Here is a 14,465-nt window from a genome sequence, read left to right on the forward strand (position 1 = left end):
AGAACAACCCTCATACCACTCCAACATATATCTATACAGTTAACCTAAAGAGCTAATCCTTAAAAATGATCTATCCTCCAACCTCACCTAAAAACCTCCGTCAAATAAATCATCGTAATAAACCCTATAATAAAAGCAATGGTCGACACACGTTCATTCCCATCTCCGTGACTCTCAGGGATTAATTCCTTATATACTACAAACAGCATCGAGCCTGCAGCAAAAGCTAAGCCGTACGGAACAACAAATGCGAAGAAATCTCCAAACACATATCCAAATAAACCTGCTGATAATTCTACAACTCCCGTCATCACACTAAAGAAAATCGCTTTAAATCGACTAACTCCTTGCGTGACTAAAAATAAGGCAATTAAAAAACCTTCCGGGACGTTCTGCAGTCCAATAGCAAAAGCGACCAAATAGCCGAGGTCCTCGTTACTACTCGCACTAGATATCCCGACAGATAAACCTTCCGGAAAGTTATGTATAGACATTGCGATCATAAATAGTACCACATTACCGCCTCGTAATGACTGATTAGAATGATCTAAATCGGTATGAGGGACAACCACTTCAATCAAAGTTAGTAAAAAAGTGCCGAACAAGATTCCGATGATCAAGGTATGCATGTTGGATAGCTTTAACGCAGAGGGAATTAGCCCATATGCGGAAGTAGCGACCATGATCCCCGCGGTATAGGCCAACACCACGTCTTTTCCTCGATGAGATAAATTTCTTATTAATAACACAATCATTGCGCCAAGGCTTGTACACAAAGATGAAACGAAAATGAATATTAGGGACATAAGCTCCTCCACAAATGGTATTACTATAATCTATGAAACTTTGGGAGAAAGATGATTGTCCAAGAAGACATTTAAGCTGGCATTAAAATTTAAAAGTTGCATAAGTGAAACATTTTTGTGTATCTATAAGTAATACACGAAATGTATAGGAGTGGTATCATGCAAAAGGCAAAAACTAGACAAGTGAGAACAATTCGTTATTTCGTAAAGTATAGATTTCGTCGATTTGCTGTCACACTTTCACCTGTGCTGGTAGCCATTGCAGTTTTCTACCTGATGAAATGGATTGGGTAGTTTGCAAGTAAATCTCCTTCTCGCAAGAACTCCCATATACACCTATGCTAAACTAGATACAAAAAGGAGAAACACCATGACGATCAAACACTACTACCAAGATCAATACAGCACGTCCCTAACAACAACCATCCTAACCCAAAACACAGACGAGAACGGCCAATACGTAACTTTAAAAGAAACGATATTCTATCCAACAGGCGGCGGCCAACCACATGACACGGGCACTATCAGTTCCATTCCAGTGACACAAGTCGAAGAAGTGGACGGCGAAATCCGCCACTATCTTCAAGAGGCAATAACAACATCTAACACCGAAGTCGTAACAACTATCAATTGGCAGCGCCGTCACGACCACATGCAGCAGCACGCTGGTCAGCATATTTTGACAGCTGCGTTCGCCGAATCACTTGACTATGAAACTATCAGTTTTCATCTAGGAACAGACATTTGTACGATTGATCTCGCAACTTCAAAGCTATTAGAAGAAGAAGCGGCAAAAGCAGAGCAACTCGCTAACCAAATCATCCAAGAGGCACGCCCCATCGAGACGAAATGGATCACAGCGGACGAACTTCACCAGTATCCGATGCGTAAACAGCCGACCGTTTCAGAGAACATCCGGCTTGTCATCATTCCGGACTTTGACTACAACGGCTGCGGGGGAACGCATCCATCTTCCACAAGTGAAGTGGGCAGTCTGAAAATTCTTCATTGGGAAAAGCACAAAGATGGTACACGCTTATCGTTTGTTGCTGGTGATCGAGTGCTCACACAGCTAGAAAAGAAACATAAAACCTTGCAGCAGCTAACAAGTTTACTGCAATCACCAGAAGAGAGTTTGGTGCTTGCAGGTGAGAAGATCCTTCACAAACAGAAGGAACAAGATCAGGAGATAACACAATTAAAAGAGCAACTTTCACAATATGAAGCAAAGGAACTGGCAGCTGTTTGCCGTGAGAACGGACAACCACTAATCGCGACATTCGAGAATCGTTCCATTAAAGAGCTACAAACGTTAGCGCAGAAAATTATAACTACGGAGACAAAAGCAATTGTAGCCTTACTTGTACAAAACGAAGATAAACTTCAATTTGTATTCGCAAAAGGGGAGGACATCGAGCTTGATTTACGACCAGTAGCGAAACAATTGATGGAAAAGATCAATGGAAAAGGCGGAGGGAAACCTAATCTAGTCCAAGGTGGTGGAGAAGCCATCCTACCAATCCAAGAAGTGAAAATGTTTGTTGCTGAACTAGTAAAATAAGAAAAAGGACAAAGCGCCTACACGCTTTGTCCTTTTTCTCTTAAACTTTAAACTTCCCGATAACCCCTTGCAACTCTTCCGCCATCTGCGCAAGCGATTGTGCTGCCACATTGATTTCTTCCATGGAAGCTAACTGCTCTTCTGTCGAGGCTGCCACTTCCTCAGAGTTTGCTGTATTCGTTTGTGCTAGCTCAGAAATTTGCATAGCGGAGTTTGTTACGACATCGATGCTTGCAGAAATTTGCTGAACTGTTGAAGTAACTTGTTCGATTTGAGGTGTAATGTTTCGCGTACTGGATAAGATCTGTGCAAACTTAGCAGATGTCTGTTCTGACACCGTTACGCCTTCTTCTACGTTTTGCACCACTTGTCCCATGATCGAAACAGTACGCTCTGTATCTTGTTGAACCATGGTGATTAAGTCAGCGATATCCTTTGCGGAACGCTGGGACTGCTCTGCTAGTTTTCGAACTTCATCTGCCACTACGGCAAATCCTTTTCCATGTTCTCCAGCTCGAGCAGCTTCAATCGCTGCATTCAATGCCAATAAGTTCGTTTGATCTGCAATGCCTGTAATGACATCCAAAATGGAGCCGATTTCTTTCGAACGATTGCTTAAAGTAGTTATGACCTGATGTGTCTCACTAATAGTGGATTGAATAGACTTCATTTGTTCCATGGTGCTTTCCACAAACTTACTACCTTCTTCTGCTTCTAGAGAAGTCTCTCTAGAAAGCTCTGACACATTCGCTGAACTCTCGGATATGTACACAACTCCTTGCAACACTTCTTGTAGCGCAACGGAATTGTGCTCTAGTTTAGAAGTCGTCACCTCAGAGCCACCAGCAATCTCTTGGATAGCCGATGCGACGGTTTCCGTAGCTTTACTAGATTGTTCCACACTCGCATTTAATTGCTCAGCAGAAGCTGCCACTTGATTGGAGCTTAACGAAATAGACTCAATCATCTGCCTCAAATTAGCAGTCATTTTTTCAAAAGCTTCATTTAAATAGTAGATTTCATCCTTGCTCTTCATTCGCAGCGTTTCGACTTGTAAGTCACCAGACGCCACCAAGTCCGCATTACTCTTTAACTTTTGTATGGGTTTTGATATCACGGTAGAAATCACGACTCCGCAAACAATGGCAATAAGAGTAGCAACGACACTAATCATTAGTAACCAAAGACGAGCTTTATCACTGTTCGCTTGTGTTTCTGTAAAACGTGGTGTTAATACGTCATCTTGAATCCAGTTATACATCGCTAGCGTATTCTGATTTAATTCGGTGCTTATTGGGACAATCTCTTCAAGTCCTTCTTGGATGGCAGCGTCTTTATCCACCAATTTCTTATTCATCACTACGTTCGCTTTTGTGCGGAAAGCAACGTTTGCAGCGTTGATTGTATCCAACTGCTCCACTGTTTCAGGTAATGTCGCCAATTCTTTCCCTTGTGCAATTAGGATTTCTGTTTGTTTATTTGTTTCGTTTAATAGTTCACGAAATCGCTCGTTGTCGTCATAAAGCATAAATGCCCGATAATACCCGGTCTGGAGTGCTGTGTTGGTTTGAATGTTTTGAATAATGGAGCGTATTTCTGCAACGCGTTCTACTAAATAGTCATATTCCTCGTTACTAGACTTCATACTTGAATAAGATAAATACGAAGCTAGGCCAAAAATAAATGAGACGATGAGGAAACTACTAATTAACTTTTGTTTGATAGACACTTTCATTTCGTTCTCTCCTTTTTTAGTCAATAAAAAAACACCTATAGCAATCTACAGGTGGTGCTGGCAACGTAAGCAACTGGCTGGCGTAGTTCGAAAACCGTAGCCCCTTTAGTTTTGCGTCCTTCCCTTTCAAAAAGTATGCCAATATCCACAATAACTAGTAAATGTTAACCGGTAAAATATTACCACAAGAGGAAGATATATAATATAATTTTGGTTTAAGTTTGAATAGTAAGTTTATAATGCGTTTTCAATTTATATAAGTGTGAAGCCGAAGGTCCCTGAAGTTCATGGTTTTTAGAGGATACAGCAGAGTGTTTTACCAAACGTTTTTCTATAAAATGTCCTTTAGATCACCAGTCCAGGATAACGAACAGAAAATGAATATGAATCTGGGCACGGGATACACACCCGTGCTCTTTATATGCCCTTCAAAGTGTTGGGTTTTTAAAAAATATATGTTCAAAAAGGACTAGTTTACTGTGCTTATAGGACAATTTGTCCATACGAAAAATAAGCTCGTACATATGCTAATCCTAGAAAGGCGGTGTATGTAATGAGTTATTCTAATAAAGAAAATTATGGATTATGTAAAGGGTGTTTTAAACAGCAACAATTTTGTACGTGTGATCATTCAGGTGACATTCATAGAAAGAAGCAGTCTTTTACAGAGCACAATGACCAGCACCAATCTATTGGAGAGCAAGACCAAAAGCAACAACAAGAGCAAGGAGCACTAGAACAAGAACAAGGCCCACAGATACAAGGACAAAATCAAGAAGGTCAAAGGCAAGGTCCTCAGTCACAAGAGCAACAGCAAGGTCCTCAAAGTCAAGGTCCTCAAAATCAGGGACCTCAATTGCAACGTCAACGCCATGGTGACCAATCGCAAGCTCCTCAGTTGCAACGTCAACGACACGGAGACCAAACCATGACAAATGATCAAACGATTGAAACTCCAATAGATATTGATGGTGTTACGGTTGATGTGAAGTGCGGAGATTGTAAACCCACTATCATTTTTAAGGACGAGTTCTACGACAAGAAAAAGAAACGTCATAAACATGGAGGGGAAGATGTGGACAAGTGTAAATGCAAGCATTGTCGTAATGAGTGTAAAGATTGTTGTGTAAAAGACTTAAACGACTTACTAAAGAAAGTCAAAAACTTTCAAGCTGATCCAGATATTGCAGCAGCAGACAAAGCCATTCAGATTTATTTTAGTACAACAAGTGGCTTTCCAACCAATCCAACTACCGGTGGACAAGTTATTACAGAACTAGTAGAGTGTTCTACCTTACGTTATAAGCTCGCAACACAAGCCTCAGCAGTTCCCAACACAGTTGTACAACTATGTGATGTTGCAGGTATTTCGGCTACTCCAGCAACAACTCAAATATACCAATTCTTATTACAGCAAGCATTAGCTGAAGAGGAAGAAATAGATAAGTGTGGCTGTAAAAAGAAAAAAACATGTAAGTGTCCAGCTTGTGCTAGTGGGATAGGTAAAGAGCTTGAGAGTACTATAAATTTTGGTATAGAAATTCAGCTTTATTTAAAAGGTCAAACAACCGCTTTAACTCCTGTGTATGTCCTAAGCGTGAAAGATGGCATTGCTTATTTCACGAACAGTGAAACAAACCCTACTACTATCTATGTCTTTTCATTATGTGCAATCAGTGGGTATTTAGTAGCTTCTCAGACAATTTGAGAAACCACTTAGATAATCAGATTTATAGTAAATTAGACAAATGTATCAATACATGTGCCTGTACACATAAATTAATTTAGTCATATAGTGTTAGGGAATTCGACAATCAAGGAGGACAATATATGAACATTTATCAAAACGAGGGCGAACACTGCGGTTGTAAGGACCATTGTTCATGCAAGAAAAAAAATCACCATCATTATGGGTATGAGTTAGTAAAAAAAGATTTCTTTGATGAAAGTTGTCCAGATAAAGTAAAAGGATATAATTTGTGTAAAAAAAGAAATGAATTACGATGCTTTAAACAGTGTCAGCCTATATCCCAGCCATGTGGTACGGAAGAAACTGCAGAAAGTTTTAACTACTTCAGCAATAGAACCAACTATGATTTTAGTGGATTAATTGTTGTAACAAACACAGGTAATGCTGCAACTGGTTGTACAATTGAAGTGCAAGTTATTGATAGATTAAGTGCAAACGGCGGTGGTACAGCAAATATTGAAGTTAGTCCAGAAGCTTCTGTACCTATTTTTGTTGAAGGATTGGTTAGTTTAGATATTCGATGTATTAGCAGTGCTACTACAACTCCAATCCCTGCAACTTGTAGTGGAGAAATTCTCTTTGACTTAGAATACTGTGCTACAAAGTTATGTCGATAGAAAAGAATAGTTAATCTAGTTATGATGAAAAAGTCGCTGCTCTATTTAGAACAGTGACTTATTTTAATTTAAGGAGATATGCATACTATACATACACCCAAAATAGACATTTACCCTAGTACATTTGCCCTCTCCCCACAACCCATTTTTCATATGATGATGTTAGGTATGTAGGTATAGGAGGATGCTTGTACATGAATATAAAGAAAAAAGATTGTGGATGTAAGGGGGAAGAGCGCTGTGAGAAATGTAGAAAAGGCGCAACTCACTCTAATGTTTATATGAAGGAAAACAATTATTTTGGTATGGATAAATATGCCTTTAAGCTTCATGACAAAGATCATTGTATACACCCTAAACCATGTGGGTGCCACCATAATGATTGTGAATGTGATCATCATAAGAAACATCATTGTGATAAGTGTAAGAAAGATGACTGCTGTGAATGTCATGAGTGTTGTGAAGAGCCGATCATTATTTATGACTGCGATGAGAAAGAATGTCGTAAGTGTCATAAAAAAGAGGTGAAAGGCCTGAATTTATGCCGCAAGAAAGTAGATTTTAAATGCTTTAAGCATTGTAGTCCGATTTCACAACCTTGTGATTGTATTTACTACAATCAATTTACAAGTAGAGCGAATTTAGAGTTTAGTGGCTTGGTTGTTGTAAAGAATACAGGGAATACTTCAAATGGTTGTTCCATGAAGGTATGCGTTAGTGATCGTGCTGGTACAGCTGTAGTAGCAACCGTGAATCCAGGTTCTTCTGTTCCTGTTTTTGTGGAAGGACTTACATCTTTAGAGATTGCTTGCTTTCAACCAAAAGATGATGTACCTTGTTCGGTTCTTTGTGTGGGAGAGATAATATTTGATTTAGAATATTGTACGATTAAGTATGTGAAAGATGACTGTGAAGAATTTTGTTAGTATTCATAGTTAAATTGTAGTTTAGTAGACTCCTTTTTAAGTAAGAGGAGTCTCTTTGACTTTTCTCCATCATTCTAGCGGAAATTTCCTATTTTCACAAAACTTTCTTAACGAAATGCGAAAGGTCATTCGAGCGTAAACACTAGCCAAATTATTACTTAAAAAGATGGTAACAAAGAAGATATCCCTATTTAAGTATGCGCAGTGGTAATGTACATACAAAATGAAAAGGAACATTTTAGAATCTATTCATTAGAGTTCTTTGTACCATTCAATCATATCAAATCCCAACTAATATTCTTTGACAAGACAACGCTTACACATTTATTATCTAGACTGGTCGGTACAATTTTTAGGAGGGCGTGTGTTATCTATGTCAAAAACCAACACAAAGGAACAAATACTTAGTGCAGCATCAAGGCTTTTTCAGCGTCAAGGCTATCACGGCACAGGTATTAGCCAGATTATCGAAGAGAGCCAGACGCCGAAAGGTTCTATTTATTATCATTTTCCGAATGGAAAAGAGCAGATTGCTTTAGAGTCGATTCATCGGATGAAAGAGATGGTATTACAACATGCGAAAGAAATGCTCGGCACCGGAAACACAGCGGATGAAGCATTCACTCGTTATTTCCAAAGTGTTGCCGATTATTTTGATCACACCGAAGAATTAGAAGGGTTCAACATGGGGCTACTTGCCTCAGAGACATCCTCCTCGAACGAAACGCTTTGCACAGCTTGTCTTCAAACTTTTCAGGAGTGGCAACTACTGTTCACGGAAACACTAGTGAAATTAGGATATGAAGATACGGAAGCAAAAGAGTTTAGCGTATCCATTAATGCACTCATGGAAGGAGCTTGCATGTTAGCCATTACGCAAAAAGACGGTACACCAATTCGAACGGTAAGTAAGCACTTATCGCTACTATTTAAGTAAGAAACAGGAGGGAATTAACATGCAGATGGATCAAACGATGCCAGCTTCAAAATCAATGGCTACAGACATAAAGGCAGTACCTGTCATTATCGCATTTGTTGTAGCAGGTTTTATCGGATTATTCAGTGAAACAGCATTAAATATGGCATTAAATAGTCTCATTGTTACACTTGGCATTACGGAAACAACAGCACACTGGTTAACAACAGGGTACCTTTTAACCCTCGGGATTCTAGTTCCTGTATCAGGATTAATTCTACAATGGTTTACGACTAGACAGCTGTTTGTCGCATCACTAATTTTCTCTATCATCGGAACGTTTGTCGCAGCTATTGCTTCCACGTTCGCCATATTAATGGTAGCTCGTGTCATTCAAGCGATAGGTACAGCGCTTTTACTTCCTTTAATGTTTAATACGATTCTCTTAATCATTCCTCCATACAAACGTGGACGAGTGATGGGGATTATCGGTCTAGTCATTATGTTTGCTCCTGCAGTAGGACCAACACTTTCTGGTATCATCCTAGCAAACTTGACGTGGAACTGGATCTTCTGGATTTCCCTACCGCTATTAGTTGGAGCACTACTATTTGGTCTAATCTACATGCAAAATGTCTCTACACCAACGAAGCCGAAAATTGATATTTTCTCTTTAATTCTTTCTACGATTGGATTCGGTGGTATTGTGTACGGATTTAGTAGTTCGGGAGAAGGATGGGGAAGCCCAGTCGTTCTTTCTACCATTATCATCGGTGCGATTGCACTAACTATTTTCGGATTCCGTCAAGTAAAGATGGAACAGCCAATGTTAAACCTACGTGCATTCCAATACCCAATGTTTACTTTAGGCCTTGTGATGGTAGTTATCACAATGATGGTCATCTTGTCATCGATGATTTTATTACCATTATACTTACAAACATCATTGGCTCTAACGACATTCGCGGCAGGATTATTACTTCTTCCTGGAGGAATCATCAACGGTTTCTTGTCTCCTGTCATGGGTGGCCTGTTTGATAAATTTGGCCCAAAGTATTTAGTAATTAGTGGTTTTACCCTTGTAACAGGAAGTATGTTTGGTTTCTCCACGATTACCATGCAAACAGCTTCGTGGACGATTATCCTGCTACACATCGTTATGATGATTGGCGTATCTATGGTTATGATGCCTGCGCAAACAAATGGATTAAACCAATTACCACCGGAATTATATCCAGATGGTACCGCGATTATGAATACGTTACAACAAGTAGCTGGAGCCATTGGTACGGCAATTGCCATTTCTATTCTTTCGACAAGTACACAAAGTTTCTTATCTACAATGGAAGATCCTTCTTCTCCAACTAATCAAGTACTAGCTTTTACAGAAGGAGTTCAATCTTCTTTCGTATTCGCCATTGTGTTCGCCATTATCGGTCTAGTATTATCGTTCTTTATCAAACGAGTAATGGTAGAACAAGAATCATAAGTTTCCTAAAAGTCAGCGATTCTCTCGCTGGCTTTTTTCTATTCTTTTCCCACATTACCTATACCTTCTTTGAAAAAAGAATTTCTTTCCTACTAGTTTCCTTCTATATAAAAATGTGATTTTCTTCCTACGAAATTTAACATTTGTAATAAAACCCCTGCTTTGAAAGGGAAATCAAGAAATCATTAGATACCAAAGGAGGAGTGGTATGTAGTTCATTACTACCGGTATTTTATCTCTGTTTCAAGATAATGGTAGTCATATTATAACAGACACGATTCGACAAATCCCAGGCTCGTTTGACGGCATTTTTAAGCGATAGTAGCATGAGAACATGCTTCAAAGATTTTACAACCGAATACTAATTTCGGTGAGAAAAGAAGGGTTTATTACTATTATTATCTATTCAACTTTATCAAGTTAGTTTGGGAGAGAAGAGTATGCTGGAATCAAAAAGAAGGGCAGCGATATTTCTGGTCTTAGCGTTTGTCTTAGCAGCTACCGCTGGTTATTTAGTATTGGAAAAAGTAAAAAGTTTAAACGCCGAACTTGGTGGAATGACCGCTGTGTATGTAGCAAACGGAGAAATCCCTGCTAGAACGCAAATTCAAGAGAGCCAAATTAAAACAGTCGAAATACCTAACAAGTTCGTTACTAGTTCACATGTAACAAACAAGGAAGACATCTTGGATCAAGTTGTCGTTGTTCCTTTAAAGGAAGAAGAACTCATTACTAGTAATATTATTAAGCCTTATTCGAATCTTCGAAAAGAAGAAAACCGTCTAGTAGCGATGTATCCATCCGAAAAGATTATGTTCGATCAAGTTATTGAACCGTTAGATCGAGTAGACATTATTACTTCTGTAGAGGCAAATGGTCAAGATGGTAAATACAAAACAGAAGTATTTATGAGAGATGTACCAGTCGCATATGCGCAAGGTGCGGAAGATGATTTCCGCGGTGTGGCATTAGAAGTAAGTATGGAAGATGCGGCTAAACTCATCCATGCACAAAACTACGCAGATAAAATTCGTGTGCTAAAAGCGAATGCTGGAGCTACGGATTCTGTGTTACCAGAACAATCGAAACCGGAAGAAAAAGTAGAAAAACCAGCTGCAAAAGAAGAGCAACCAGCAAAGACAGAAACACCGAAGGAAACAACAGAAAAACCTGCCACAGAACAGACGAAACCAACAGAGAAGAAATAAAAAAGAGGGATATGTATGGAAGAGAACGTAAAAATCTTGGTCGTTAGTGACGATGAGTTAATTCATAACGAAGTCGTCAATGCTATTCCAGAACCCAATAAGGTCCAAATAGTAGAACCAAAAGACGTCGCACGAGAGATTCACCGAGATGTTTGCGATGTATTGATTTACATACAACCCATAGCAGAAGATGCAGTGGAATCTATTCAATACATCAAAGCTATTAGTCCAGATACATTAGTAATCTTCGTAGCGAAAAATACTGATTTTCTATTGTTAAGAAATATAACAAAAGCAGGTGTAACGGAGTTTTTCATTTATCCAGATGAAATAAGTCTTCTTATTAATAGGCTTCCTTCTATGATAAAAGCCTATGAAGTAAAGAAAAATAAAAAGGAAGACACAGTATCTTATCTTTCCAAAGGAAGAGGACAGATTATGTCCGTCTTCAGTGGTAACGGTGGAACTGGTAAGTCTGTCTTGGCAAGTTCTCTTGCACAAACGCTTAAACTAGAATCCACCGCAGAGGTGTTGTTAATAGACTTAAATCTTCAATTTGGTGGGATGGAGACACTTCTTTCTATCGAATCAAATCGATCGTTAGCGGATTTGATGCCTGTTATGGAAGAGTTGAACGAAAACCATATTCGTAATGTCTCACAACGCTTAGAGTCTTCTAAGTTAGAAATCTTATTAAGTCCTTGTGATGCAGAAGTAGCAGAGTCTATTACGGATGCATTTATAGCAAAGCTCCTTCGAACGAGTAGACGAAGTTTTGATTTTGTCATCGTGGACCTTCCCTCTTATTTAAACAGCAACGTGGTAACAACTTTAGAAGAATCAGACCGTATCTTTTATGTGTTAACTCCTGACACACCGTCACTTCATGTATTAAAGCAATTTGAGGAAACAGCTCTTCGATTAGGAATAGAATTGAAATCAAGAACGTCCATCCTCTTTAACAAAGCTAGTAAAGAGAACGAAATCCAAGAGAAAGATATGAAAGAACTTCTTCGCTTTCCGATTATCTCCTCTGTTAGATGGGACCATAAAGGTCTTCAGCCTTATGTAAATAAGGGAGAACCTGTTCGAAAAGAAGAAAAAGAGAAACGTTTAACACCTTTTGCAAAGGACGTGCGAAAGTGGTCACTTTCCTTGTTGAAGTAGGAGGTTATAGAAATGTCATCGTTATTTGATCGAAAAAAAGAACGATTAGATGCAGGAGCAAATCGTTCGTCGTATCAATATGAAAATCCTGTTGTCATAGAGCTAGTAGAACATTATAAAAACCGGTTATTACGAGATACAAACTTAGAAGCACTAACGCAGCTTTCTCAAGGGGAAATGAGACTTCGCATTGAACAGTTTGTGAGCCAGTTCATGTCGGAAGAAAAAGTAATTATTTCTAGGCAAGACAAAGATACTTTAATTACAAGAATACTAGATGAGTCTGTTGGATATGGTCCCTTGGAACCTTTGATACAGGATGACACGATTACGGAAATTCTGATTAACGGGCCAAAGGAAGTATACGTAGAAAAACGAGGTAAGTTAACGTTAACGGATATTGCGTTTCGAAATGACGATCATGTCCGCCATATCGTGGACCGAATTGTTGCACCGCTGGGAAGAAGAATAGATGAAAGCTCTCCAATGGTAGATGCTAGATTACCAGATGGAAGCCGTGTGAATGCGGTCATTGCACCAATTAGTTTAAACGGAACATTAGTATCGATTAGGAAATTCCGAAAAGAGCCTTTTCAAATGGAAGATTTACTAGAATTCGAATCGTTAAATGATTCTATGAGTAAGTTCTTAGATGGTTTGGTAAAAGCCAAAATGAACACACTTATCTCTGGCGGAACCGGTAGCGGGAAGACGACAATCTTAAATGTATTAGCTACTTCTATTCCTCACGGAGAACGAGTTATCACAATAGAGGACTCAGCGGAATTACGGTTAGACAGACCGAACGTGGTAGGAATGGAAGCACGCCCAGCGAACGTCGAGGGCCGTGGAGAAGTGTCGATTCGTCAGTTGGTAAAGAATGCATTGCGTATGAGACCAGACCGAATTGTCGTCGGTGAGGTCCGAAGTGGAGAAGCTTTTGACATGCTTCAAGCCATGAATACAGGACATGAAGGATCAATTACCACAGTCCATGCTAATTCCCCAGAAGATGCTCTACGAAGGGTAGAGGCTATGGTAATTATGGCGGGGATGGAGCTACCAGCTTCCATCATTCGAGAGTATGTGGTGGGAGCTTTAGATATTGTCATACAAGCAACGAGATTAACAGACGGAACGAGAAAGATTGTATCTATTTCGGAAATAGTGAAGTTATCAGATGGCAGTCACGTAATGGAAGAGATTTATCGATTTAAAAGGACAGGTATGCGCGGGGATGGAACGGTCGAAGGATACTTTACGCCAACAGGCTACGTTCCTAGATGCTTAGAAAGACTTCGTGGATTTGGCATAACGATAGCAGAAGATGCTTTTGATCCAGTCTTAGAGGAGGTCAGAGTATGATCCCATTTTTATTAACCACCTTGTCTGTCTTTCTTGCGTTGATTGGTGTGTACTTCTGGCTAGATTATCGAAAAGGCAAGAAAGAATGGCGAAAAGAAATAAGTCACATGTATAACGACGGGGAAAAGAGAAAGAGTTTTCTAGTGGTACTTGGAGCAAAGTTTGATCAAACAGAGTCTGCTAGACCGATAGAAGAGAAGTTACGAGCAGCAAATATTCCTTTTACACCGTCTGAATATATAGGTGCCCTAATCGTTACGACTTTTGGTGTCATGTACGCCTTAACTAGTTTTTTCAGTGTCCCTTTTCCAATGAGTTTGTTTATTGCGATACTTCTGGTTGAAGGTGGCAAACGCGTGTTGTTTTATGTTCGACGCAATAAGATGAAGCAGCAAATAGTCGAGCAGCTTCCAGAAGTTTGTCGGACGCTTGCTAATGCAACTAGGTCGGGAATGACTTTAACACAAGGGATTAATCTGGTAGCGCAAGAAGTCAGTGAACCTGCTAAAGGGGAGTTTAAACGATTAGCAAATGAACTATCGCTCGGAGTGGATTTTACAACGGCGCTTAGAGCGATGGAAAAGAGAATGGAGAACAAAGAGTTCAAGTTGTTTGTAGCTACGATGTTGATTCAAAAGAAAGCGGGAGGAAATCTATATGCTGTTTTAGATGAAATGAGTCAGACATTGGATGAGAGGAAGCTCATTCTACAAGAAATCAAAACAATGACGGCGGAACAGCGCTTTGTTTCCTATATCGTACCCGTCATTCCGATATTTTTGATTCTCATGATGAACAATATTATTGACGGGTTCATTGATCCGCTGTTTACAGGTTTAGGGCTTATTTTATTAATCTTGTTTGTTAGTGGAACTATTTTAACGTTTGTTCTAGTAAGAAAAGTCACGAATATTAAGGTGTAGCC

Annotated in this window: 13 protein-coding genes and 1 riboswitch; of the genes, 11 read left to right on the forward strand and 2 right to left on the reverse strand. The window is 39.4% G+C overall.

Going from position 1 to position 14,465, the window contains the following annotated elements; all coding sequences use genetic code 11:
- Positions 1-83: 83 nt before the first annotated feature.
- A complete protein-coding gene (locus G8O30_RS15730) occupies positions 84-806 on the reverse strand; it encodes a ZIP family metal transporter (protein ID WP_239672950.1) in 723 nt (240 codons plus the stop codon).
- A 159-nt stretch (positions 807-965) separates the two neighbouring features.
- Between G8O30_RS15730 and G8O30_RS16180 the strand changes: the two genes are divergently transcribed.
- Both G8O30_RS16180 and G8O30_RS15735 read left to right on the forward strand, forming a co-directional pair.
- Positions 966-1,100: a hypothetical protein gene (locus tag G8O30_RS16180; protein WP_275576502.1), complete on the forward strand. Its 135-nt coding sequence runs from the start codon at positions 966-968 to the stop codon at positions 1,098-1,100.
- Positions 1,101-1,176: 76 nt separating this feature from the next.
- Positions 1,177-2,367, forward strand: coding sequence for an alanyl-tRNA editing protein (locus G8O30_RS15735; protein ID WP_239672951.1), 1,191 nt, complete (start codon positions 1,177-1,179; stop codon positions 2,365-2,367).
- Positions 2,368-2,407: 40 nt separating this feature from the next.
- On the opposite strand, the gene G8O30_RS15740 is transcribed toward G8O30_RS15735, so the two are convergent.
- Positions 2,408-4,102: a methyl-accepting chemotaxis protein gene (locus tag G8O30_RS15740; protein WP_239672952.1), complete on the reverse strand. Its 1,695-nt coding sequence runs from the start codon at positions 4,100-4,102 to the stop codon at positions 2,408-2,410.
- Positions 4,103-4,167: 65 nt separating this feature from the next.
- Positions 4,168-4,252: riboswitch (cyclic di-GMP riboswitch) on the reverse strand.
- A 403-nt stretch (positions 4,253-4,655) separates the two neighbouring features.
- Here G8O30_RS15740 and G8O30_RS15745 point away from each other — a divergent pair.
- The 9 genes from G8O30_RS15745 to G8O30_RS15785 all read left to right on the forward strand — a co-directional run bounded on the left by G8O30_RS15745 (position 4,656) and on the right by G8O30_RS15785 (position 14,463).
- Complete coding sequence (locus G8O30_RS15745) at positions 4,656-5,810, forward strand: hypothetical protein (protein WP_239672953.1); 1,155 nt, start codon at positions 4,656-4,658, stop codon at positions 5,808-5,810.
- A 122-nt stretch (positions 5,811-5,932) separates the two neighbouring features.
- Positions 5,933-6,469, forward strand: a complete 537-nt coding sequence (locus G8O30_RS15750; RefSeq protein ID WP_239672954.1) for an S-Ena type endospore appendage — start codon at positions 5,933-5,935, stop codon at positions 6,467-6,469.
- Positions 6,470-6,663: 194 nt separating this feature from the next.
- Positions 6,664-7,395, forward strand: a complete 732-nt coding sequence (locus tag G8O30_RS15755; RefSeq protein ID WP_239672955.1) for an S-Ena type endospore appendage — start codon at positions 6,664-6,666, stop codon at positions 7,393-7,395.
- Between the two features lie 373 nt (positions 7,396-7,768).
- A complete protein-coding gene (locus G8O30_RS15760; RefSeq protein WP_239672956.1) occupies positions 7,769-8,332 on the forward strand; it encodes a TetR/AcrR family transcriptional regulator in 564 nt (187 codons plus the stop codon).
- 19 nt (positions 8,333-8,351) lie between these two features.
- Complete coding sequence (locus tag G8O30_RS15765) at positions 8,352-9,800, forward strand: DHA2 family efflux MFS transporter permease subunit (protein ID WP_420844580.1); 1,449 nt, start codon at positions 8,352-8,354, stop codon at positions 9,798-9,800.
- 440 nt (positions 9,801-10,240) lie between these two features.
- Positions 10,241-11,008, forward strand: a complete 768-nt coding sequence (gene cpaB / locus G8O30_RS15770; RefSeq protein WP_239672957.1) for a Flp pilus assembly protein CpaB — start codon at positions 10,241-10,243, stop codon at positions 11,006-11,008.
- Between the two features lie 15 nt (positions 11,009-11,023).
- Positions 11,024-12,175, forward strand: coding sequence for a CpaE/TadZ family protein (locus tag G8O30_RS15775; protein WP_239672958.1), 1,152 nt, complete (start codon positions 11,024-11,026; stop codon positions 12,173-12,175).
- Between the two features lie 12 nt (positions 12,176-12,187).
- Positions 12,188-13,540 (forward strand): TadA family conjugal transfer-associated ATPase, encoded by a 1,353-nt coding sequence (locus tag G8O30_RS15780; RefSeq protein ID WP_239672959.1) that lies wholly within the window; start codon positions 12,188-12,190, stop codon positions 13,538-13,540.
- The gene (locus tag G8O30_RS15785; RefSeq protein ID WP_239672960.1) at positions 13,537-14,463 is read left to right on the forward strand and encodes a type II secretion system F family protein; all 927 of its coding nucleotides are present in this window, start codon (positions 13,537-13,539) and stop codon (positions 14,461-14,463) included. The genes G8O30_RS15780 and G8O30_RS15785 overlap by 4 nt, the downstream gene beginning before the upstream one ends.
- The last annotated feature ends 2 nt before the right edge of the window (positions 14,464-14,465 follow it).

It is taken from the genome of Mangrovibacillus cuniculi (assembly GCF_015482585.1).
Taxonomy (GTDB): Bacteria; Bacillota; Bacilli; order Bacillales; family R1DC41; genus Mangrovibacillus; species Mangrovibacillus cuniculi.